The organism is Macrococcus sp. S115 (assembly GCF_030067655.1).
GTDB classification, from domain to species: domain Bacteria; phylum Bacillota; class Bacilli; order Staphylococcales; family Staphylococcaceae; genus Macrococcoides; species Macrococcoides psychrotolerans.
In genome coordinates, this window is the sequence record NZ_JASJES010000001.1 from 394,358 (window position 1) to 415,744 (window position 21,387).

Annotated in this window: 19 protein-coding genes; 5 read left to right on the top strand and 14 right to left on the bottom strand. The window is 36.2% G+C overall.

The window, feature by feature from the left end:
* Positions 1-42: 42 nt before the first annotated feature.
* The 6 genes from opp4A to opp3b form a co-directional block, all read right to left on the bottom strand.
* Positions 43-1,776: an oligopeptide ABC transporter substrate-binding protein gene (gene opp4A / locus QNJ52_RS01975; RefSeq protein ID WP_283721749.1), complete on the bottom strand. Its 1,734-nt coding sequence runs from the start codon at positions 1,774-1,776 to the stop codon at positions 43-45.
* Between the two features lie 266 nt (positions 1,777-2,042).
* Positions 2,043-3,668: a peptide ABC transporter substrate-binding protein gene (locus QNJ52_RS01980; protein WP_219494258.1), complete on the bottom strand. Its 1,626-nt coding sequence runs from the start codon at positions 3,666-3,668 to the stop codon at positions 2,043-2,045.
* Positions 3,669-3,852: 184 nt separating this feature from the next.
* Complete coding sequence (locus QNJ52_RS01985) at positions 3,853-4,908, bottom strand: ABC transporter ATP-binding protein (protein WP_283721751.1); 1,056 nt, start codon at positions 4,906-4,908, stop codon at positions 3,853-3,855.
* Entirely contained in the window at positions 4,908-5,981 is a 1,074-nt protein-coding gene (locus tag QNJ52_RS01990) for an ABC transporter ATP-binding protein (RefSeq protein ID WP_283721752.1), read from the bottom strand. The genes QNJ52_RS01985 and QNJ52_RS01990 overlap by 1 nt, the downstream gene beginning before the upstream one ends.
* A 14-nt stretch (positions 5,982-5,995) precedes the next feature.
* Entirely contained in the window at positions 5,996-7,051 is a 1,056-nt protein-coding gene (opp3C, locus tag QNJ52_RS01995; protein ID WP_219494254.1) for an oligopeptide ABC transporter permease, read from the bottom strand.
* The gene (gene opp3b / locus QNJ52_RS02000; RefSeq protein ID WP_219494252.1) at positions 7,051-7,977 is read right to left on the bottom strand and encodes an oligopeptide ABC transporter permease; all 927 of its coding nucleotides are present in this window, start codon (positions 7,975-7,977) and stop codon (positions 7,051-7,053) included. The genes opp3C and opp3b overlap by 1 nt, the downstream gene beginning before the upstream one ends.
* A gap of 344 nt (positions 7,978-8,321) precedes the next feature.
* Between opp3b and QNJ52_RS02005 the strand changes: the two genes are divergently transcribed.
* Positions 8,322-8,669 carry a DUF3899 domain-containing protein gene (locus QNJ52_RS02005; RefSeq protein WP_219494250.1) on the top strand — a complete coding sequence of 116 codons (348 nt, stop codon included), beginning with the start codon at positions 8,322-8,324 and terminating at the stop codon, positions 8,667-8,669.
* A gap of 33 nt (positions 8,670-8,702) precedes the next feature.
* On the opposite strand, the gene fabF is transcribed toward QNJ52_RS02005, so the two are convergent.
* The 3 genes from fabF to QNJ52_RS02020 all read right to left on the bottom strand — a co-directional run bounded on the left by fabF (position 8,703) and on the right by QNJ52_RS02020 (position 11,968).
* Entirely contained in the window at positions 8,703-9,953 is a 1,251-nt protein-coding gene (gene fabF / locus QNJ52_RS02010) for a beta-ketoacyl-ACP synthase II (RefSeq protein ID WP_481817287.1), read from the bottom strand.
* The gene (locus QNJ52_RS02015; protein WP_101141909.1) at positions 9,929-10,882 is read right to left on the bottom strand and encodes a beta-ketoacyl-ACP synthase III; all 954 of its coding nucleotides are present in this window, start codon (positions 10,880-10,882) and stop codon (positions 9,929-9,931) included. The genes fabF and QNJ52_RS02015 overlap by 25 nt, the downstream gene beginning before the upstream one ends.
* Before the next feature lie 84 nt (positions 10,883-10,966).
* Positions 10,967-11,968 (bottom strand): BMP family ABC transporter substrate-binding protein, encoded by a 1,002-nt coding sequence (locus QNJ52_RS02020; RefSeq protein WP_283721756.1) that lies wholly within the window; start codon positions 11,966-11,968, stop codon positions 10,967-10,969.
* 86 nt (positions 11,969-12,054) lie between these two features.
* Here QNJ52_RS02020 and QNJ52_RS02025 point away from each other — a divergent pair, with 86 nt between their 5' ends.
* Positions 12,055-12,249 (top strand): DUF2929 family protein, encoded by a 195-nt coding sequence (locus QNJ52_RS02025; protein ID WP_120786550.1) that lies wholly within the window; start codon positions 12,055-12,057, stop codon positions 12,247-12,249.
* 56 nt (positions 12,250-12,305) lie between these two features.
* On the opposite strand, the gene clpB is transcribed toward QNJ52_RS02025, so the two are convergent.
* Positions 12,306-14,885 carry an ATP-dependent chaperone ClpB gene (gene clpB / locus QNJ52_RS02030; RefSeq protein WP_219494243.1) on the bottom strand — a complete coding sequence of 860 codons (2,580 nt, stop codon included), beginning with the start codon at positions 14,883-14,885 and terminating at the stop codon, positions 12,306-12,308.
* A gap of 153 nt (positions 14,886-15,038) precedes the next feature.
* On the opposite strand from clpB, the gene QNJ52_RS02035 reads away from it, so the two are divergent.
* Positions 15,039-15,734, top strand: a complete 696-nt coding sequence (locus QNJ52_RS02035) for a Crp/Fnr family transcriptional regulator (RefSeq protein ID WP_219494241.1) — start codon at positions 15,039-15,041, stop codon at positions 15,732-15,734.
* A 56-nt stretch (positions 15,735-15,790) separates the two neighbouring features.
* Here QNJ52_RS02035 and QNJ52_RS02040 read toward each other — a convergent pair whose 3' ends face one another.
* A complete protein-coding gene (locus QNJ52_RS02040; protein ID WP_219494239.1) occupies positions 15,791-16,099 on the bottom strand; it encodes a metal-sulfur cluster assembly factor in 309 nt (102 codons plus the stop codon).
* Between the two features lie 85 nt (positions 16,100-16,184).
* Here QNJ52_RS02040 and QNJ52_RS02045 point away from each other — a divergent pair, with 85 nt between their 5' ends.
* Both QNJ52_RS02045 and QNJ52_RS02050 read left to right on the top strand, forming a co-directional pair.
* Positions 16,185-16,997, top strand: coding sequence for a Cof-type HAD-IIB family hydrolase (locus QNJ52_RS02045; RefSeq protein WP_219494237.1), 813 nt, complete (start codon positions 16,185-16,187; stop codon positions 16,995-16,997).
* A complete protein-coding gene (locus QNJ52_RS02050; protein WP_283721866.1) occupies positions 16,997-18,316 on the top strand; it encodes a CoA-disulfide reductase in 1,320 nt (439 codons plus the stop codon). The genes QNJ52_RS02045 and QNJ52_RS02050 overlap by 1 nt, the downstream gene beginning before the upstream one ends.
* Before the next feature lie 132 nt (positions 18,317-18,448).
* Here the strand turns inward: QNJ52_RS02050 and QNJ52_RS02055 are convergent, their stop codons facing one another.
* The 3 genes from QNJ52_RS02055 to QNJ52_RS02065 all read right to left on the bottom strand — a co-directional run bounded on the left by QNJ52_RS02055 (position 18,449) and on the right by QNJ52_RS02065 (position 21,353).
* On the bottom strand, positions 18,449-19,849 hold the full coding sequence (locus tag QNJ52_RS02055) for an alpha-amylase family protein (protein WP_219494236.1): 1,401 nt from the start codon (positions 19,847-19,849) through the stop codon (positions 18,449-18,451).
* Positions 19,850-19,979: 130 nt separating this feature from the next.
* Positions 19,980-20,366 (bottom strand): YisL family protein, encoded by a 387-nt coding sequence (locus tag QNJ52_RS02060; protein ID WP_241427487.1) that lies wholly within the window; start codon positions 20,364-20,366, stop codon positions 19,980-19,982.
* Positions 20,367-20,453: 87 nt separating this feature from the next.
* Positions 20,454-21,353, bottom strand: coding sequence for a fumarylacetoacetate hydrolase family protein (locus QNJ52_RS02065; RefSeq protein WP_283721760.1), 900 nt, complete (start codon positions 21,351-21,353; stop codon positions 20,454-20,456).
* Between the last annotated feature and the right edge of the window lie 34 nt (positions 21,354-21,387).

Here is a 21,387-nt window from a genome sequence, read left to right on the forward strand (position 1 = left end):
TCTTTCTTAAAAAAAACCTCGATAAGGATCGAGGTTTTTTTATTATTTCTTGTCTTCTACAGCCCATTCATAAGATGGATTTGTACCTTTAAGTGATACTTCAAAGTTTTTAACTCGATCATTAACTACCGTAGTATCTACTAATTCCGCCATAGGAATAACTGGTAATTCTTTGTTCATTAATTGTTGCCATTTCACGTATAAGTCTTTACGTTTTTCTTTATCTGTTCCAACTTTGTCAAAGTCTAATGCATCATCTAATAACTTATCAGCTTCTGGATTATTATAACGAGACTCATTCCAAAGTGCATCTGAACGATATAGTCCTGATGGGTCTGGATCAGCGCCTTGAGACCAACTTCTGAAATACACTTCCATGTCTTTATCAGCATTCTCTAAATCTGTACCAAACTTACCAAATTCAACCATTTGAACTTTTGTTTTTAAACCAACTTTTTCCCAGTAACCTTTTAAAGCTGCAGTTCGTGGTTCGAATGTCGGATTAGATCCTGCATAATGTTTCAAGTTAACTTCGAATGGTTTACCTTGAGGATCCTCACGGAAGCCATCTCCATCTTTATCTTTATATCCTGCTTCATCCAGTAATTTTTCTGCTTCTTTTGTATCATATTTATAATCTTCTAACTTATCTTTATCCGCTGCTACCCAGTGATTAGATGGAATTAAACTATTCGTTTTTTCTCCATAACCATATAAGAATGCTTTAATCCATTCATCACGATTAATTGCATGCGCCATCGCTTTACGTAATCTTACATCTTGGTACTTCGGACGTTCTTTTCCGATTTTCATCGTCTTTTTATCATAATCATTTAATACAAATCCAAGAATCATGTAGCTTGTTGAAGGTGATTCTAAAACTTTAAGTTTTTCATCTCCAGATTCTTTAACCTCTTTAGCAATTGGTGCAGTAACAGAAGCCATATCTACTTCTCCACTTTCTAATGCTTGGGTTAATGAAGTCTGTTCAATTACACGTAGGTTAACCTTATCGATTTTTGGTTCACCTTGCCAGTAGTCTTTGAACTTTTCAAATTCAACAGACTCACCGTCAACAATCTTTTTAACTTTGAAAGGTCCAATACCGATTGGATTTTTACGAACTTCTGGTGATTTCCCCATATCCTTTACTGGAATATCTTTAAAGACTTTCTCACTGATTGGAGCGCCTGTCCATAAATTTAATAAATTATTTACTTTCTTCTTATCAAAAGTGACTTCTGCTGTATAGTCATCAATTTTCTTGATACCTGATACAGTATCGGCTTTGCCATCGTGCTTTTCTTTAGCACCTTTAATATCTTCCACACCAGTATAACGAGGACCATCGTAATCTTTATCCGCTAAAGTTTCTAAAGTGAAGATCCAGTCATTGATTGTAAATTCATTACCATCTTGCCATTTAATCCCTTTTTTAACTTTGAATTCATAAGTTTTACCGTCACCTTTATCTTTCCACGAAAGAATTTTAGGCTTCATTTCTAGTTCATCGTTATAATCTACTAATCCATCATTGAAATAACTAATAACTTCTGAATCTCCCGTACTTCCTGCAAAGATAGACTGGAAGTTACCTTCTGGTGGTGCACTCAGCCCTACATTTAAAGTCCCGCCTTTAGCGTCACTTTTTTCTGTTTTACCACTTTTTGCACCTGTCTTACCTGTGTCTTCATTCTTCTTACCGCCACCACATGCAGCAAGTACTAAAACTAATGCAAGCATTAAAATACTGAAAAACTTAAACTTTCTCTTCATGTTATACCCCCCATATTTGAATTAAAGTTGGAATCTATACTTATCGTGTTAGATTTTCCATTATATGAATAAATATTATATTCATATAATGGAAAACCCAATGAATAATGTACGAATTCCGATATAAATTATTAGCTTAAATAAATTATATTGATTTCAGACAATTCTGTCAACGTTATTTTCAGAATTTTTGTTTTTTTATATTATATTGATATTTATGTTTTTATAAAAAATAGCAGCGGAATTTTCCACTGCTAAATCGTCAATTATTTTTTCTTTTCGATATAAACTTCTTTTAATGAAGTGTCAGCTCCAAATTTGTGAATTATAAAGTTTTTAACGTGAGGTTGTACTAATCGAGCAGCTCCACGTTGATAAATAGGGGCAATTACAGCTTCTTCTAATACAATATCTTCTGCTTCAACCATCGTTGTCCATCGTTTATCAATATCATCTAATAATGGACCTTTTGCATCTTGAACCTTTTGATCAAATTCTTTATTTGACCAACCTGTTTGGTTATGGCCTCCATCTGTAACATATAAGTCAACAAACGTCATTGGGTCTGGATAGTCAGGACCCCAACCAGCAAATGATAAATCATATTTCATTTTCGATTCTAATTGAAGTTTCTGTTTAAATGGTTGCTGCTTAATATTTATTTTTAATCCAGGTAAGTTGTTCTCTAATTGTTCTTTGATATACTCACCAGCAGTTTTCGACTCTTCTTGATCATAAGTTAAATATTCAAATGTAAACGAATCTTTACCTAAAGCTTTTTTAGCTTTTTCGAAATGTGCTTTAGCTTCTTCTTTATTATAAGATAATTTATTCTTTAATGAATCAGTAAAATCTTTGCCGTCTTTTTCAACAAATTCTTTAGGTGTATTTGTATCTAAAGGTTTTGAACCATTTTTAAGTAAAGTATCAACATACGCTTGTTTATCAATTGATTTTGCAATCGCTAATCTTAAGTCTTTGTTAGCCAAATCTTTATTCTCTTGATTCATGCGGATAAAAAATGTAGTTGACTGTAATTCTGTCGATAATTTAGGATCATCTTTATATTTATCAACTTGCTCCGCTGGTAATGTTACACGATCTAATTTTCCAGTATTAAATAAGTTTAATGCAGTATTTTGATCTTTAATGATTTTGTAGTTTACTTCTTTAAGTTTTACTTTATCTTTATCCCAATATTTTTTATTAGGTGTTAACTTAAATGATTTTTCAGTTTGCCAATCATTTAAAACGAAAGGACCGTTGAATAAAGTAGTTTCTTTTGTAGTACCATACTTATCACCTTGTTCTTTAACAAACTTCTCATTTTGAGGTAGGAATACTCCAAATGTTAATAATTCTTCAAAATAAGGAACATTGTCATTTAACTGAATTTCTAAAGTATTATCATCTATAGCTTTAACACCTAGTTCCTCTGGTTTCATTTTTCCAGTATTAACTTCTTGTGCATTTTTTAGATCCATCATAATGTATGAATATTCAGATGCTGTTTTAGGATCTAATGTTCTTCTCCAAGCAAAAACAAAGTCTTTTGCTGTTACAGGATCTCCATTTGACCATTTTGCGTCTTTACGTAATTTAATCGTCCATGTTTTTCCATCTTTTGACTTTTCGGGTTTTCCTTCAGCAACTGCAGGAATCGCTTTATCATTTTTATCTAATGTATAAAGTCCTTCCATTACTTGAAAGAATACATTGAATGCAACAGCGTCTGTTGCTAATGAAGAGTCAAGTGTTGGTATATCTGAACCTTCTTGTAAGTTTAATACTTGAGCATTTTTATCATCTGATTTGTTGCCTCCAGAACAAGCTGCTAAAAATCCAGATAATGTAATTATTAGTACAAGTAAATAAGAAAAACTTTTTTTCATTTATATATCCCCCCAACTTTTTTTAAATCATCTGCGCAAATATTCAGAAGATTTGTAATTAATTATATTTTAATAGTTTCAGATAATCAATACCTTTGATTATATATATCTATAATTTTTTGAATATCTCTTTAACTTTGATTATTAAAGAAATATCAAAATCATCTTCCTTATTAATATTTCTCTATAATTTGTAATTTTTCTTATATTTTTCAAGTTCTTCAATAGAACAATAAACATAATGATCGGGGGCGACTTCACGCAATTCAAGCTTATCTTCTGGAGAATATGCATGAACTTCCGGATTGTATGTTCTTCTGACTCTTGTTCTCTCTGACTCGGGATCTGGTAATGGAATTGCCGACAATAACGATTTAGTATATTCATGCATAGGATTATTGTAAAGTGAATCAGCTGGACCTACTTCAACAAGCTTGCCAAAATACATAACACCAATTCGATCTGAAATATATTTAACCATGGATAAATCATGGGCAATAAACAGAAAAGTGATGCCACGTTCTCGTTGTAGTTTCTGCATTAAATTTACAACTTGTGCTTGGATTGAAACATCAAGAGCTGAAATAGGTTCATCTGCGATAATAAATTCAGGTTCTACTGCTAGTGCACGGGCAATGCCTATACGTTGTCTTTGACCACCTGAAAACTCATGTGGATAACGGTTCGCATGTTCTTTGTTTAATCCTACTGTTTCTAATAATTCATACACACGATCAGCACGTTCTTCTTTATTTTTAGCCAATTTATGGATATCTATTCCTTCTGCAATTATATCCATTACTTTTAATCTTGGATTTAAGGATGCATAAGGATCCTGAAATATCATTTGCATACGACGATTAAATTTTAATAAGTCTTTCTTTTTCTTAATTGATTGAATATCAATTCCATCAAAAATTACTTCGCCGCCTGTTGCATTATATAACTTAATTAAAGTACGTCCTGTAGTTGATTTACCACATCCAGACTCTCCTACAAGACCTAAAGTTTCACCTTTATAAATATCAAACGAAATATCATCAATTGCACGTACTTCATTAGGTTTACCAACATTGAAATATTGTTTCAAATTCTTAACTTCAATAAGTTTTTCTTTTCCATCACCATATAATCCTTGTGACGTTATTTGTTTTGGTAAATTTTTTTTGTTCTCATCCATATGTTCTTTAAAGTGTACATTCTCATTTGTTGAATGATTATGAATTATTTTACTCACCATTAAAAGCTAACCCCCTCAACGCGAATAGGTTTATCAAAATCACTTGATATTGGACGCATCATTTGTTTTACCATTTCAGGTGGTTCAACTTTAGGTGCATTCGGATCCATTAACCATGATTTCACAAAATGTGTTTCAGACACTTGATACCATGGTGCCTCTTGTTCAAAGTCAATTTGAAGTGCGTATTCTGAACGTCGAGCAAATGCATCACCAATAGGTGGTTTAATTAAATCAGGTGGTGTACCTGGTATCGCTTTTAGCTCTGTTTCACCATCAGTATCTAAACTCGGCATTGATGACAATAATCCCCATGTATATGGATGTTTTGGATTATAGAAAACTTCATCAACAGTTCCTGTTTCAACAATTTGCCCTCCATACATTACTGCCACACGATCAGCTACGTTAGCGACTACTCCTAAATCATGTGTAATAAATATTATTGATGTATCAATTTTCTTTTGTAAGTCTTTCATTAATTCAAGAATTTGTGCTTGAATTGTAACATCTAAAGCAGTGGTAGGTTCATCTGCAATTAATATTTTAGGATCACATGCTAATGCTGTTGCAATTACTATACGTTGACGTTGCCCACCAGAGAACTGATGTGGATAATTGTTAAATCTACCTTCAGGGTTAGGTAAACCAACAAGTCTTAATATATCTAAAGCTCTTGATTTCGCATCAACTCTAGATAATTTCTGATGTTTAATCAATGGCTCCATCACTTGTTTACCAATCTTCATTGTTGGATTTAAACTTGTCATAGGATCCTGGAAAATCATAGAAATATCTTTTCCGCGCACCTTTTGCATTTCTTTTTCACTCAATTTCGTTAAATCTTTTCCGTCAAATAAAATTTGACCTTCTTTAATACGACTTGGAGGTGTCGGTAATAATCTCATCAATGCTTTTGTAGTAACCGATTTCCCTGAACCCGACTCTCCTACAATTGCAAGTGTTTCCGCTTTATCCAGATAAAAATCAACACCACGTACTGCTTGAACTTCCCCCGCCTTAATATCGAAGGAAACTTTTAAATTCTTAACTTCTAAAATTCTTTCTGCCATTTTCATTTCCTCCTTTATTTACGCATTTTTGGATCAAAAGCATCGCGAACACCATCACCAAATAAGTAAAAACATAAGATTAGTAAACTAAGTATCATTGAAGGTACAAACATTTGATACGGCTCAATTAATAACATTTTTCGTCCATCGTTTACAAGTGATCCCAATGAAGCATTCGGAGCTGGAATACCTAACCCTATGAAACTTAAGAATGCTTCAAAAAATATAGCACTCGGAACAGAGAACATAGCTGTTACAATAATTGGGCCTAAAGTATTAGGTAATATATGTTTAAAAATTAGACTCGAATTTGAAGCACCGAGTGTTCTAGATGCCATAACAAACTCTTGATTTTTAAGCTTCAAAAATTGGCCTCGGACAATTCGACTCATACCTATCCATCCTGTCAGACTCATTGCTAATACAATTGTTAACATACTCGCATCAAAGATAATTACAAATAAAATCATAATAATTAAGTTTGGAATAGATGCAATAATTTCAATAATACGTTGCATAAAAGTATCAGTTGCACCACCAAAAAATCCAGAAACAGACCCGTAAGTAATTCCTATCACTACATCTAACAATGCTGCAATTATACCTATTAATAGAGAGACTTGTGTTCCCTTCCACACTCGAGTAAAAATATCTCTTCCTAACCTATCTGTTCCAAACCAATAACTGTCTTTTATATTATTTTCTTCGTATTTGTTATACCCATCCTTATCTTCACCTGTAAAAGGTAAGAATTTAACATCTTTTAAGATTTCAATTCTGGGCGCAAGATTTTCATGACCTTTATGTTGTTCTCTATATGTATGTCCACTAATCAACGGACCTATAAGTGCCATTAATGTTAACAAAACTAACCCTATCAAACCTAAGACAGCGCCTTTATTTGCTTTTAGCTGAAGCCATGCATCCTGCCAAAATGTTCTTGATTCTCTTTCAATTTTTTCATCGTTAATTTCATTTTTATCAGCAAGTATAAATGAGCCAGGATGTATTTGTAATGATTGGTTTAAATCGCCATGATTAATATATTTTTCATTATATTCTTGAGTCATTAATCTTTTCCTCCTTGAACTCGAATTCGCGGGTCAATTATTCCATATAGAATATCAACAATGAATAACACTGTAATGAATAAAAAGCTAAACAAAATAGTTAATGCCATAATTACAGGATAATCATTTTGTTGTATAGACCTAACGAACTGATCTCCAATTCCGGGAATTGCAAAAATTGTTTCAATGGTTAATGCACCTGTTAATATACCTACAGTCATTGGTCCGATCAAAGTAATAATTGGAATTAATGCATTTCTCAATGCATGACCAAATAATACTTTGATTGTTGAATTTCCTTTTGCTTTAGCTAAAGTTATATAATCAGAACTTAACACTTCAATCATTTCTGAACGAATATAACGTGCAATCGTTGCAATTACTCCTGCAGAAAGTGCTAAAGAAGGCAATACTGCATATTTTAGACCATCAAATTCTGCAACAGGAAAAATTGGATTTCTTACAGCAAAAAAGTACTGAAGTAAAACTGCTAGTACAAATGAAGGTACAGATATAGCTACTACTGAAAAGAGAGTTGCTAAATAATCAATCCAAGTATTTTGTTTAACTGCTGCAATAATACCTAGTATGATACCTATTGTTACACCAATTAACATAGCATAAGCACCTATTTCCGCTGATGGTCCCAATCTCGGTATTATTAAATCTAATACTTCTTTCCCATCATATTGGAAACTATTTCCAAAATCACCTGTTGCAACATTTTTAATGTAGTTACCATACTGTACTGGTAATGGGTCATTTAACCCGTATTTTTCTTTTACAATTTGCTTTTGTTCAGCAGATAATTTCTCATCGTTAAAAGGTGACCCTGGCATTAACTTCATAAGAAAGAAAGTTGCTGTAGCGACAATAAATAACGTAATTACCATGTAGAATAATCTTTTTAAAGCATACTTAAACATGAAAAAGCCTCCCATTCCTCCATAAAATACTTCTTTCAAACAGTTACAACATATTTTTAATTGTTTTTCTATATTTGTAGTACAATTATTATTTAAATTTTAAAAGTAACTAAATTTTCAGAAGATTAATTATATTATAAAACTTATGTATACAAAATATCAATATCTATTTTAAGATTTTTAATAATTATCTGGCTTTAAACAACATAATATAATGAGATAAACAAATGTTCATCGCGTTATCTCATATTTAAGTATATTTTTTTATAATAATATATAGTTATAATTATTTAGATATATTTATTTTTTTAATATAATAGATTTAATATAGAGGAGGACAATATATGGAAAAGTTTATTTATATAATTTTGACTGAATTATTTTTTATTTTATTATTAACTTTTATATTTCATTTTTCATTTATTAATGCTTTATTCATCATAGGTATGACAGGCTTGTGTGCTGGTTTACTTCTCTTGATTTATTCCGGTGGTGCCTTTAGTATTATCGGCTTTTCATTTCGAAGATTCCATTATATAATGGCCCCTAAAAGTGTGAAATCTACTATGGACGAGAGTAGTGATTCACATAAATCACTTACAATCAGAAGTGAAAAATATCCAATTACATCACCATTAATTATTGTATCTACGTTGTTACTAACGTTAAGCATTCTATTATTAATATTATAAAAGCGTATGCAGCAATTGCTGCATACGCTTTTATTAATATTTCTTCAACACTAGTACTGCATTATGTCCACCGAATCCAAGGCTGTTTGTCATGGCGTATTCGATATCCTTTGTCACTGCTTTCTCCGGAACATAATTTAGATCAAGTTCCGCATCAGGTGTATCTTGATGTATCGTCGGAGGAATCTGGCCTGTCTGTAATGCGAGGGCTGTAATAATCGTCTCAACAGCGCCTGTTGCGCCGAGTAGATGCCCTGTCATCGATTTAGTTGATGACACAAGTAGATCTTTCGCTGATTCCCCGAATGTTGTTTTGATGGCCATCGTCTCATATAAATCGCCAATGGGTGTACTCGTACCATGGGCGTTCAAGTATCCCACATCACTCGGTGTTATTCCAGCGTCTTTCAGTGCCATGTTCATCGTACGTGTGCCACCTTCACCGTTTGGCGCGGGTGCTGTAATATGATGGGCATCACCGTTATTCCCGTAGCCCACGACTTCTGCATAAATATGTGCTCCACGTGCTAATGCGTGCTCGAGTTCTTCCAGGACAACGACACCTGCGCCTTCACCCATAATGAAACCATCGCGTCCTTCCTGGAATGGTCTGCATGCTGTATGTGGATCATCGTTCGTACTTAATGCTTTATTCGCACTGAATCCTGCTAAGCTCATACGTGTAATCGGTGCTTCAGCACCTCCTGCAAACATTACATCTGCGTCGCCGTACTGTATAATACGCATGGCGTCACCGATAGAGTTTGTTCCTGTAGCACATGCTGTCACTGTACAGCCATTCGGCCCTTTAGCACCGAGTGCAATTGACACCTGCCCTGCTGCCATGTCAGGTATCAGCATCGGTACGAAGAATGGGCTTACACGTCTAGGTCCCTTTTCTGTCATCGCAGTATGTGCAAGCTCAAATGTCTCCATCCCACCAATTCCAGAACCAATCCAGACACCAACACGATCGCTGTTGTCATCATCAATCTGCAGCTTAGAATCTTTAAGCGCTTCATTTGCTGCGACAACCGCATACTGTGTAAAGCGATCCATTCTACGGGCTTCTTTCTTATCTATATAGTCTTCAACATTGAAGTCTTTCAGTTCTCCAGCCACTTTCACATTCATATCACTCGTATCAATACGCGTAATCGTATCGATACCATTGACACCGTTTAATGCATTGTTAAATGTTGTCTGTACATCGTTACCGATAGGTGTCAAAGCACCCATACCTGTTATTACAACTCTTCTCATCTTTTTTCCTCCTGTCCCCATATCAATGCGATTGCGCCGAATGTCAGTCCACCACCAAATCCGGTTAATATGAGTTGATCTCCATTTTTTATTTTACCGTTTTGACATTCATATGCAATAGATAATGGAATACTTGCCGCTGAAGTATTACCATACTTGTCGAGCGTTGTACTCACTTGTGAAGCGGAGAGTCCGAGGCGTTCTCTCGCTGATTCAATGATTCTCGTGTTCGCCTGATGTGGAATCAGCATATCAATATCCTGTGCATGAAGTCCTGCCTTATCCATAACAAGTTGTGACTGTTCTTCAAGAATACGCACCGCAAACTTAAATACTTCACGCCCATTCATCTTTAGGTACCCGGATGCTTTATCATCATAGAGATGAAATGCACCGCTACCGTCACTTCCCCAGCTATAAGCCTGAATACCATAATTATCACTGACCTGACTGACAATCACTGCACCTGCACCATCACCAAAGAGCACTGCAGTATTACGGTCCTCCATATTGGTAATTTTCGAAAGTTTATCTGCACCTACAACAAGAATATTACGGTAATTTCCTGATAAGATGAACTGCTGTGCCGTTATAAGGGAATAAATAAATCCCGTACATGCTGCAAGCTGATCCATTGCCGGCACTTTGCTCAATTTTAAACGATGCTGCAGCTGACAGGCCACCGACGGAAAGTGATGGTCTCCTGTTGATGTTGCAACAAGAATCAGATCAATGTCTTCCGGTTTAATCGCTGCATCTTCAATCGCCTGCAGCGCAGCATAATATGCCATATCACTGACATCCATGTCTTGATCTGCAAACCTTCTTTCCTTGATGCCTGTACGCGATACAATCCATTCATCTGTTGTTTCGAGATAGTTTTCAAAATAATGATTATCTATAATCGTTTCAGGTACATATGTTCCAATCCCTATAATCCCTGCATTCATTACAGCACCCACTTATATCAAGTTTTAGTATCTGGTACTAATTTATCACATAATAAAAAACACTTCAATATAAAGAAGTGCTTTTTAGCTTGCTTTAATCAGATACGCACTCTCCTGATATGTCGGGGGTAGTTTCTTATTCGGAAGAATGCCTGTCACTTTAAATCTCTGTATATCCGATTTGAGTTTCTTAACATACACTTCATCTACAGATTTCGATATCTCAAGATCAGTGATGTTGTTATTCATTCCGTATTTTTTGGTTCCACCTTTAAGTCTCCGTTCATAGTAATCATCAGCAATATCTGAATATAATTTCGATATATTCTGCGTCGTACTGCCGATAACAAAGCCCCCTAAGTAACTTTGATCAGAAATATACCCGATGGCCTTCTTATTACGTGCTTTAACAATCTCCATTACATCTCGATTTGTCCCGTCTGCTGCTGGATAGATCACATCTGCACGCTCCTTATCAATCAACCTTATTGTACATGCTTGTGCATCCCCATTATATCCCCATGTCTTTATATACTTTGTTTTAACTTTAACAGATTTTTCTTCATAATGGGCGCCATCTATAAATCCATCTATCTCTGGCTGTCCTTTAAATGCCCCGACAATTCCAAGCACCTTCGTTTTAGACTCATGTGCCGCGAGCATTCCTCCGAAAAATCCCATCGCATATCCTTCTATATTTAATGAAGATACATTTTTGGCACGACTCTCCCCATTCAAAAAGACAAAATGCATCTTCGGATACTTCACTGCAGCCTGATTAAACACTGCTTCAAATTCAGAGCCTTGCCCGTATATAATATTGACATCGCGCTCAGCAAATTGACGAATCGTATCCATTACCGCCTTATCGGTCTTTAGATTCTCCTGAACAAAAAAGTTGGCGTTGTGTGTCTGGATAATATTTAATATACCCTTATATCCTTCTGTGCCCCATGTCTGGTCATGAACTGATTCTTTGGATAAATATGCGATACTTTTAATCTCCTGATGTTTCGGAATAATAGAATAAATACATAGGACAATAAGTACGCAGACCGTTGCTAAGGAGATAACTTTATAATTCATAATATTTCCTTTCTAAAATAAGGTATACTTTTTTATGCTACTCTTTTATAATAAACTATATAGAATAAAGTTGGGGGAGAAATATTATGAATTATATTTTCACATTTGTGTGGGCTTTCATTCTTGTTCAAATGATTAATTTCGTTTTAATGAGTCTTGGTGGCGGACAGGATCTTAACTTACCATTTGCATCAATCATGGGCGTCATCTTTGGTATTCTTGCGATTATTATTGCACATATTATTCCGAATGAACCGATACCCCACCACGAAGAGCATTAATATTGACATAAGAAAGTACCAGATGATGAATCATCTGGTACTTTCTTTATATCGCGTTATCTGAATACGACTTCACCATCAACTCTATCTACAGTAATTTCCGTACCTTCAGCGTAATCTTCTTTTATCAGTAATTTAGCAAGCGGCGTCTCAATTTCCTTCTGAACGAAACGTTTCAGTGGTCGTGCACCAAACTGTGGTTCATACGCTGTATCAGCAATCCATGTTTTCACTGCGTCTGTTAAATGGACGCGTACACCGTTACTAATCAATCTCATGTTCAGCTGGTTAACGATTTTATCGACGATAAATGTCATATCGTTTCTGGATAATGGTTTAAACATAATGATATCATCCATACGGTTCAGTATCTCAGGCTTAAAGTACTGATGAAGTGCAGCTGTAACATTGTTTCTTGCATCTTCCGTTATTTCACCATTGTCGATGCCATCTAACAGATATTGAGATCCAATGTTACTTGTCATAATGACAATCGTATTCTTAAAGTCAACATTGCGTCCACGTGAATCTGTTAATCGACCTTCATCAAGTAATTGAAGCAGCACGTTAAATACATCACTATGCGCCTTTTCAATCTCATCGAGTAACAGAACTGTATATGGATTTCTGCGCACTGCTTCAGTCAGCTGACCACCTTCCTCATGCCCTACATAACCAGGAGGTGCACCGATTAATCTGCTCACAGAATGTTTCTCCATATATTCACTCATATCGATTCTTACCATATGTTTCTCTGAATCAAACAATGTGCTTGCTAATGCTTTCGCAAGTTCAGTCTTACCGACACCAGTTGGTCCTAAGAATAAGAAACTACCAATCGGACGATTCGGATCTTTTATCCCTGCACGCGCACGAATGACCGCATCAGATACTAAGTCAACTGCTTCATCTTGCCCAACGACGCGCTCATGCAGAATATCAGAAAGACGTAATAATTTATCTTTCTCTGATTCTACGAGTTTATTCACCGGAATACCTGTCCATTGTGACACAATATAACCAATTTCTTCTTCTGTCACTACTTCACGAATCAGACGGTCTGTATCTTTCGTTTCCTCGTGCAGCTGTGCTTCTAGTTCAGCAAGTTCTTTCTCTACTGCCGGAATCTTCGCATATTGCAGTTCTGATGCTTTTTCCAGGTTATAGTTGCTCTGTGCTTCTTCCAGCTGCTTACGAAAATCATCCAGTTCTGCCCGTTTAGTCTGCACAACGCTGATCTGTTCTTTTTCTTTCTCAACTTTCGCAGTTAACATCTGCTGACGTTCTTTCTCATCTGCAAGCTCTCTTTGCAGTTCATGCAGTCTTGCTTCTGATTTCGCATCACTTTCATGCTTCAATGCATTCTCTTCAATTTCTAACTGTAACACGCGGCGATTTACCGCATCAAGTTCTGTCGGATTAGAGCCCATTTCCGTACGTATTGTTGCACAAGCCTGATCGACTAGATCAATCGCCTTATCAGGCAGAAAGCGATCTGTAATGTAACGATCTGATAATTCAGCAGCGGCAACGAGTGCATTATCCTGTATACGTACACCGTGATGTACTTCATAACGTTCCTTTAAACCACGTAGTATTGAAATCGTATCTTCTAAATCCGGCTCTTTAACATTTACTTTCTGGAAACGACGCTCAAGCGCCGAATCTTTCTCGATATACTCACGATACTCATTTAATGTTGTGGCACCGATACAATGCAGTTCACCACGCGCAAGCATCGGTTTTAACATGTTCCCTGCATCCATTGCGCCATCTGTTTTACCAGCCCCAACAAGCATGTGAATCTCATCAATAAACAATAGAATCTTACCGTCAGATTCCTTAACTTCTTTAAGTACTGCTTTTAAACGTTCCTCAAACTCACCACGGAACTTCGCACCTGCAACAAGTGCTGATAAATCAAGCTCAAAGATTGTCTTGTCTAATAGACTGTCTGGAACATCACGCTTCACGATACGCTGTGCAAGACCTTCAACAATCGCTGTCTTACCGACACCCGGTTCGCCGATTAATATCGGATTGTTCTTTGTTTTACGGCTTAATATACGAATCGTATTGCGAATCTCATCATCACGACCAATCACCGGATCCATCTTACCGTTACGCACCTCTTCAACGAGATCGCGTCCATATTTCTTCAATACTTCATACTGAACTTCTGGATTTTGTGTTGTCACATGATTTCCCCCTCTTATATTCATTATGATTTCTTTAATAACATCATTCTTATTCCCTACAAAGTTACGTGTAATTTCATGAACTTCTGTGGCAGCTAGGATAATATGTTCAGCTGACACATACTGATCCTCCATTTCTGTCATCAGTGCCTGAGCCCGACTCATCAACTCGCTCATATTACTAGCAATATACTGGCCATACTGCACATCCCCCTCTACTCGAGGTTTCTTGTCCAGCGCTTCTTGTAATAAAGCTTTATATCCAGAGATGTCCAGATGCGCACGCTCGAACACTGTAACGAGCATACTATCAGCTGTTTCAGCAAAATGTAATAGCACATGCTCACTTTCAATGGCCTGCAATTTATCTTCTCTTGCCTTGTGCTGTGCTTGCTCTAACGCACTCTGCACATTAAATGTCATCTGTTCTATATTCATGTCATTCACCCCTGTTTGACCTTCTTTGACTATAACACTATTATAAAATGTTTTATAATAGAATACAAATATTACGGTTCGTATATAGAAGTTGAAATTTGTTATGTTATAATAAATACAAATTTGAAAATGATCCGTAAGAAGGTGAATACAATGGTTCAATCTGCATTTCACGAAGCAACAAGTATCGTCAACTACATTATGGAAGAGGGAAAGATAGAAACATTCGATGCAAATCAATATATCTTCCAGGCAGAAGATCCTATTGATTCAATCTATATCATTAAATCAGGGAATGTTGTGATTCATCGTGTACTTGAAGATGGCAAGGAATTCAATTTAAAACTGCTGGGCAGACGTAACCTGTTCGGTGTGAACACCCTGTTCTGCGGCAATAAGAAACATGCACTCTTTGCTAAGGTGAAAACAAAGACTACTGTCTATAAAATGGATTTAGCCACATTTGAGACTGCGATTCTTAACGATGAAGTACTAAACTATGAATGGCTGCTATTTATTCAAAATGAAAATGAAAAACAAGAGTATAAGTTACGTGACCTTTATACACTTGGGAAAAAAGGTGCCATCTACTCTACTTTGATTCGTCTGACAAATACGTATGGCGTTGAAACAGACGTAGGCATTAAACTTAATATTGATCTGACAAACAATGAACTGGCAAACTTCGGTGGCACAACACGAGAAGGCGTTAATCGCATCATCAGCGAACTTAAACAGAATGGTATCATCGAAACAAATAACAAGAAAATTACAATTAAAGATTTAGACTATCTAAAGAATGAAATTAACTGCGAAAATTGTCCACTTAATATATGTCGCATCGAATAAGAAGAAAGGAACGAGGCTGAAAATAAATTTTCAGCCTCGTTCCTTTCTCTTTATTATTAGCTTACACCTAAAGCAATCTTAGCATAACGGCTCATCATATCTTTATTCCATACTGGATTCCATACAACGTTCACTTCTGTCTCTTTAATCTCAGGTAATTCACCTAATGCAGTTTTCACCTGATCAATAATTTGCGGGCCCATCGGACAACCCATAGATGTCAATGTCATTTCAACCGTGCACAGACCATCATCATCCATATCTACATTGTAAACTAATCCTAAGTTAATGATATCAATACCTAGCTCAGGATCAATAACATTTTCGAGCGCTCCCATTATACTGTCTTTCATAGCTTCTTCCATTTGTATCACCTCAAAGTTTATTATACACTTACTATATCAGAAATTAATATACATATAAACGAAATACATTTAAAGGAGTTATTTTATGGAACAGCATTTAATTTGTCTCGATCTAGATGGAACATTACTTAATAGCAAGCAGGAGATTACACCGTTTACGAAGAAGGTCATCCGTCTGCTACAGGAACAAGGCCATAAATTTATTATTTCGACCGGACGTCCATACCGTGCCAGTCAAATTTATTATAATCAGCTGAACCTGGATACACCGATTGTTAATTTCAATGGCGCATTCGTTCATCACCCAGGTGATACGAATTTTGAGACATTTCATGAAACTTTAGATTTCGAGGTATCAAGAGATATCTTCTCTAAGATTCCTAATCTTAATATTAAGAATATCGTCGCCGAAATTAAAGACAATGTTTTCTTACATTATCATGATGAATATTTATTCGAAGGCTTTAGTATGGGTAACCCTGTCATCAAGATCGGGAATCTACTGGAAAACATTACAGAACCTCCGACAACCATCCTTATCCAGGCTGAAGAATCCGAGATTCCTAATATCTATAAGCACTTTGATGAAATCTATGCTGACAGATTAGAGCATCGTCGCTGGGGCGCTCCATTTCCAGTCATCGAAATCGTTAAGAAAGGTATCAATAAAGCAGTCGGCGTGAAGCTTTGTCACGAATATTTAAATATTAAACAAGAACATGTTATAGCATTCGGTGATGAAGATAATGACAATGAAATGATTAAATATGCTGGAACAGGCGTAGCAATGGGCAATGCAATCGATGAGCTCAAATCTATCGCAGACGAAATTACTGACACAAATAATGAAGATGGGATAGCGAAGTTTCTTATTCAATACTTTAAGCTGGAGGTATAATCATGAAAATCATTATCGTCGGTGCAGTTGCAGGTGGCGCGACAGTTGCATCTCAAATCAGAAGACTCGATGCAGATGCTGATATCACAATCTACGAAAAAGATCGTGATATGAGCTATGCAAACTGTGGTTTACCTTATTACATCGGAGAAACAGTGGCCTCTCGTGATAACATCGTTATGGCAACACCGGATACATTTAATGATAATCGTAATATTCAAGTCCACACGTATCATGAAGTGACACGTTTATATCCGGATGATAAGAAAATAGAAATTTACAATCATCAAACTAAAGAAACATTCACCGATACATACGATTACTTGATTCTGTCACCAGGCGCAAGCCAAATTGTTCCGGATTTATATAAGCATGATCATGTGTTCCAAGTGCGTAACTTAGAAGATACGGATAAGATCGATCAGTATATTGAACATACCCATGCACAGCGTGCACTCGTAGTTGGCGGTGGTTATATCAGTCTCGAGATGGCAGAAAACTTAAAGCATCGTGGACTGGATGTAACGCTTGTACATCGCAGCAGTCACTTCCTAAAACAGATGAGTCGAGATATTACAGACACGGTTCCTCAAGTACTTGAAGATAACGGTATTCATCTAAAACTAGAAGATGAGGTTGCGCGTATCAATGAGCACACTGTTACATTCAAGTCAGGTGATACCGATACATTTGATATCATCATCACAGCACTCGGTCTGCAACCGAATACGAAATTTATCGGTGATGCACTAGAACTCAATGATAAAGGATATATCAAGGTCAACCGTTATTTTGAAACGAGCAATCCATCTATATATGCACTAGGTGATGCAATAGAAACATTCTATCGCCATATAGATAAGACAGCAACAATCGCACTTGCCTGGGGTACGCATCGCGCTGCCTCTATCATTGCCCATAACTTATTCCATAAAGATAGAGAAGCATTTAAAGGACTACTTGGCAGTAATATTCTTCGATTATTTGATCATACGTATGCGTCGGTAGGCCTCACTGAAGCGCTCGTACTTGAAATGGATAATATCGCACACGTGTCACACACGCAAAAACATAAAGCCAGCTACATGCCTTACAGTTCGCCGCTAAGCATCACAGTTTACTACGAGCAATCAACCGGCAAAATATTATCAGCGAGCGTCTCTGGAAAAAGTGGTGTCGATAAACGAATCGATGTCCTATCAACGGCTATGATCGGCGGATTAACAATCTATGACTTCAAAGATATCGAAGTTGCGTATCATCCTGACTACTCCAGCCCAAAAGATATTATTAATATGCTCGGATATAAAGCGAAGTAGTCATTGATTGTTAATATAGAAAGCAGACGCCCAAGATTTGGGCGTCTTTGCATGGTGTTGCACTTTGTTTATGCACCCCCATCTCAACAGCGAAAAGACAACCCGTATGCACGGATTGTCTTTTCGTTGTTTCTATTTCCTTAAATTATTGACATGTTTCTTCCTATTTCTTGCTGCACCGATGATAAATACTGTAAAGAGCACGATCGTTAACAGTGATGCGATCACATAACCTAAGTTCAATCCACGTGGTGGAACGAGTGCGTAAAGCTCCGTTTCTTCACGGTTCGTTATCAAATTAAACGTGCCGTCTTTCACATGGATTCTATCTCCAATAAGCAATCCGCTGAGCATCTTATCGCCTGGTATGTCTTTGTCTGTCAGTTTAACGTTCGTAGATTTGCTTGTATCGTTAATATTATAGATGAAGTCTACTTTGTCTGTATCGAAATAGATAAGCTGTTCACCTTTTTCGTTGTAGATTACTTTAGAAGTACCATCGAACATTTCTTTGTACTTATGATAAACTTCGCTCGTCTGTTCTAAGTATTCCACCACTTCTTTATCCGTTCTAAAATCGAGTAGTTGGTGTGTATCAGGAAGTTTTTCACCATTCATCGCAATTTCAGTACCATAAGTCATACTGACCGGTTGCTTTTGTACAAACAGATAGCCCATCATCTGTTTAATACGTGTTCCTGGGAACATATTTTCATGAACCGCATAGCTTGTGAAACGTGGGGTAAAGAAGTTATCAGCTGAAAGTAGCTCCTTCTTATTGTGCTGCTCTGGGATTTGCTCATCAACATTCTTGAATGCTTGTGCAATTTGCTCTGATGTCTTCCCAGTCTGAATGTAATCATAGCCGGTTACTTTAACATCGCTATTGGTAATAGCAATCTTTGTTATATTCTCAGGAAATACTTTTGAAAGATCGACATTATCCTGAAGTACATACATCGATAAGCCATCGACTTTCGTTTTGTTTACGAAGTCTGTCATCAGCTGCTTATAGCGCTTAATATTTGCTTCATTCGTTAAATCAATCATCGGTGTATCTTTGTAATACGATTTCTCTATTGCGTTCATCTTCGTGTCTTCTGTTACTGTGAAATCATCCGTTGCAACAACAGGCATATCGACGATGACTTTCATATTATTTTTATGTGCAAGATATACGAGCTGTTTGAAGTCCTTCTCTCCACCGAATGTTTTAGAAATCTGATTATAATTATTAATCTTATACCCTAGATAATCATTCTTGTCATGGTCAAACACCGGTGAGACATGAATGGCATTAAAGCCCATCTTCTTAATATAGTCTATTTTATTGATGATACCTTTAAAGTCTCCACCGTAAGGCAGATTATTGTCCTTGTCATTATGAATGTCTTTATTATTATTCTCATCACCATTCATAAATCGATCAGTAAGAATGTTATAGATACGCATTTCGTCCTGACTCGCTGCTTGTGCAGGTAGCGCACTGAATGATAGCAGTAATATCACCAATATGATTGAAATTCTTTTCATTTGAATACCCTCACTTAAGTTATTATATTGATTATACTAAATTACTTATCGTTTATGTAAGAGTTCATAAAATATTCAAATAAAAAAGACAGCGAGAAACAATAAACGTTTCTTGCCGTCTTTTCATGCTTTACTTAAACATCGTTGTAATTGGCCCCATCGGTAAATGAATACCTAAGCCGATTGTTAAGATGATAAATAATATTACGAGATAGAAGAAGGTTCTTGAAGGTTTCTTCTTTTTCTTCTTCGCAATTGTCATCTCCATTAAACCGATAGTAATTAAACCTAATAAGAATTTAATACCATACAATGCTGAATCTACTTTCATATACTGCATAAAAATCATAATTCCGCTGATGATCACAAGTAATGCAAATAATCGCTGAACCATAAGTAATGGTTTGAAATATTTGCTAGGACCTAAGCGATCAGAGAAATTAGAGTATGCTGCAAAGAAAACGATAATTAAAACAACCCAACTTAAAATATGCAGATGAAACATACCAGTTTCCATGTATTTCACTCCTTTATATTCATACTGTTATTAGTTTAACATAGATTCCTATACTTGTACCAAAATAACTGTATGAACAAAAGGATACTATTCTCCGATTGTATTCTGTAAAGTACCGATACCGTCAATCGTCACTTTAATTTCATCCCCACGCTTTAAGTATACAGGTGGATTCATGCCTGCACCTACGCCGCTTGGTGTACCTGTTGCAATAATATCACCTGGATGTAGTGCAACATACTGTGAAATCTCAGCAATCAGATCGTCAATTTTCTTTACCATATCCTCCGTATTGCCATCCTGACGAATTTCATCGTTCACTTTTGTTACGATATTTGCATTTTCTGGAGTCGGCAGTTCATCTTTCGTTACGATATACGGTCCCATCGGGCATGCACCTAATAAGCTCTTAGATAAGAACGCCTGAGCATGCGCCTTCTGCAGGTCACGTGCTGTAATGTCATTAATGATTGTATAACCATAAACATAATCTAATGCTAATGCTTTAGGAATCTTATGACCATATTTACCGATGACTACGCCTAGTTCTCCTTCATAATCTAATGCTTCTGTAACATCGCTATGTGATGGTACAAAAGCACCATCTCCAATTAAGCTTGAAGGTGCTTTTGTAAAGACATAGAGCTCATCCACATTATTGTTCATTTCCTTCGCATGATCCGAATAATTTCGCCCGATAGCGATAACATTATTGGTCGGAACAACAGGTGGTAGGAACGTCATATCTGTATATGCAACTTTGTAATCTTCGGCATCCTTCTCTTGCTCTATATGTGCGATTGTTTTACGTACAAGCTCCTGAAAGTCGAGCGTATTGTTTTGCTGTAATGCTTCTAATAACGTCTTTGGGTAATTCGCTGTATTCGTTGCTTCAAATACACGGACAAGATCCCATGCTGCATCTTCTCTTTTAACCTTTACACCGAAAGATTGTTTACCTTTATACTCAAACGACAAAAATTTCATGAATTCCACTCCTTCTTATACTTTGTTTCATTAT

Excerpts from the sequence above, each read along its gene's own strand:
- opp4A (WP_283721749.1), bottom strand. The coding sequence starts at position 1,776 with ATGAAGAGAAAGTTTAAGTTTTTCAGTATTTTAATGCTTGCATTAGTT.
- QNJ52_RS01980 (WP_219494258.1), bottom strand. The coding sequence starts at position 3,668 with ATGAAAAAAAGTTTTTCTTATTTACTTGTACTAATAATTACATTATCT.
- QNJ52_RS01985 (WP_283721751.1), bottom strand. The coding sequence starts at position 4,908 with ATGGTGAGTAAAATAATTCATAATCATTCAACAAATGAGAATGTACAC.
- QNJ52_RS01990 (WP_283721752.1), bottom strand. The coding sequence starts at position 5,981 with ATGGCAGAAAGAATTTTAGAAGTTAAGAATTTAAAAGTTTCCTTCGAT.
- opp3C (WP_219494254.1), bottom strand. The coding sequence starts at position 7,051 with ATGACTCAAGAATATAATGAAAAATATATTAATCATGGCGATTTAAAC.
- opp3b (WP_219494252.1), bottom strand. The coding sequence starts at position 7,977 with ATGTTTAAGTATGCTTTAAAAAGATTATTCTACATGGTAATTACGTTA.
- QNJ52_RS02005 (WP_219494250.1), top strand. The coding sequence starts at position 8,322 with ATGGAAAAGTTTATTTATATAATTTTGACTGAATTATTTTTTATTTTA.
- fabF (WP_481817287.1), bottom strand. The coding sequence starts at position 9,953 with ATGGGGACAGGAGGAAAAAAGATGAGAAGAGTTGTAATAACAGGTATG.
- QNJ52_RS02015 (WP_101141909.1), bottom strand. The coding sequence starts at position 10,882 with ATGAATGCAGGGATTATAGGGATTGGAACATATGTACCTGAAACGATT.
- QNJ52_RS02020 (WP_283721756.1), bottom strand. The coding sequence starts at position 11,968 with ATGAATTATAAAGTTATCTCCTTAGCAACGGTCTGCGTACTTATTGTC.
- QNJ52_RS02025 (WP_120786550.1), top strand. The coding sequence starts at position 12,055 with ATGAATTATATTTTCACATTTGTGTGGGCTTTCATTCTTGTTCAAATG.
- clpB (WP_219494243.1), bottom strand. The coding sequence starts at position 14,885 with ATGAATATAGAACAGATGACATTTAATGTGCAGAGTGCGTTAGAGCAA.
- QNJ52_RS02035 (WP_219494241.1), top strand. The coding sequence starts at position 15,039 with ATGGTTCAATCTGCATTTCACGAAGCAACAAGTATCGTCAACTACATT.
- QNJ52_RS02040 (WP_219494239.1), bottom strand. The coding sequence starts at position 16,099 with ATGGAAGAAGCTATGAAAGACAGTATAATGGGAGCGCTCGAAAATGTT.
- QNJ52_RS02045 (WP_219494237.1), top strand. The coding sequence starts at position 16,185 with ATGGAACAGCATTTAATTTGTCTCGATCTAGATGGAACATTACTTAAT.
- QNJ52_RS02055 (WP_219494236.1), bottom strand. The coding sequence starts at position 19,849 with ATGAAAAGAATTTCAATCATATTGGTGATATTACTGCTATCATTCAGT.
- QNJ52_RS02060 (WP_241427487.1), bottom strand. The coding sequence starts at position 20,366 with ATGGAAACTGGTATGTTTCATCTGCATATTTTAAGTTGGGTTGTTTTA.
- QNJ52_RS02065 (WP_283721760.1), bottom strand. The coding sequence starts at position 21,353 with ATGAAATTTTTGTCGTTTGAGTATAAAGGTAAACAATCTTTCGGTGTA.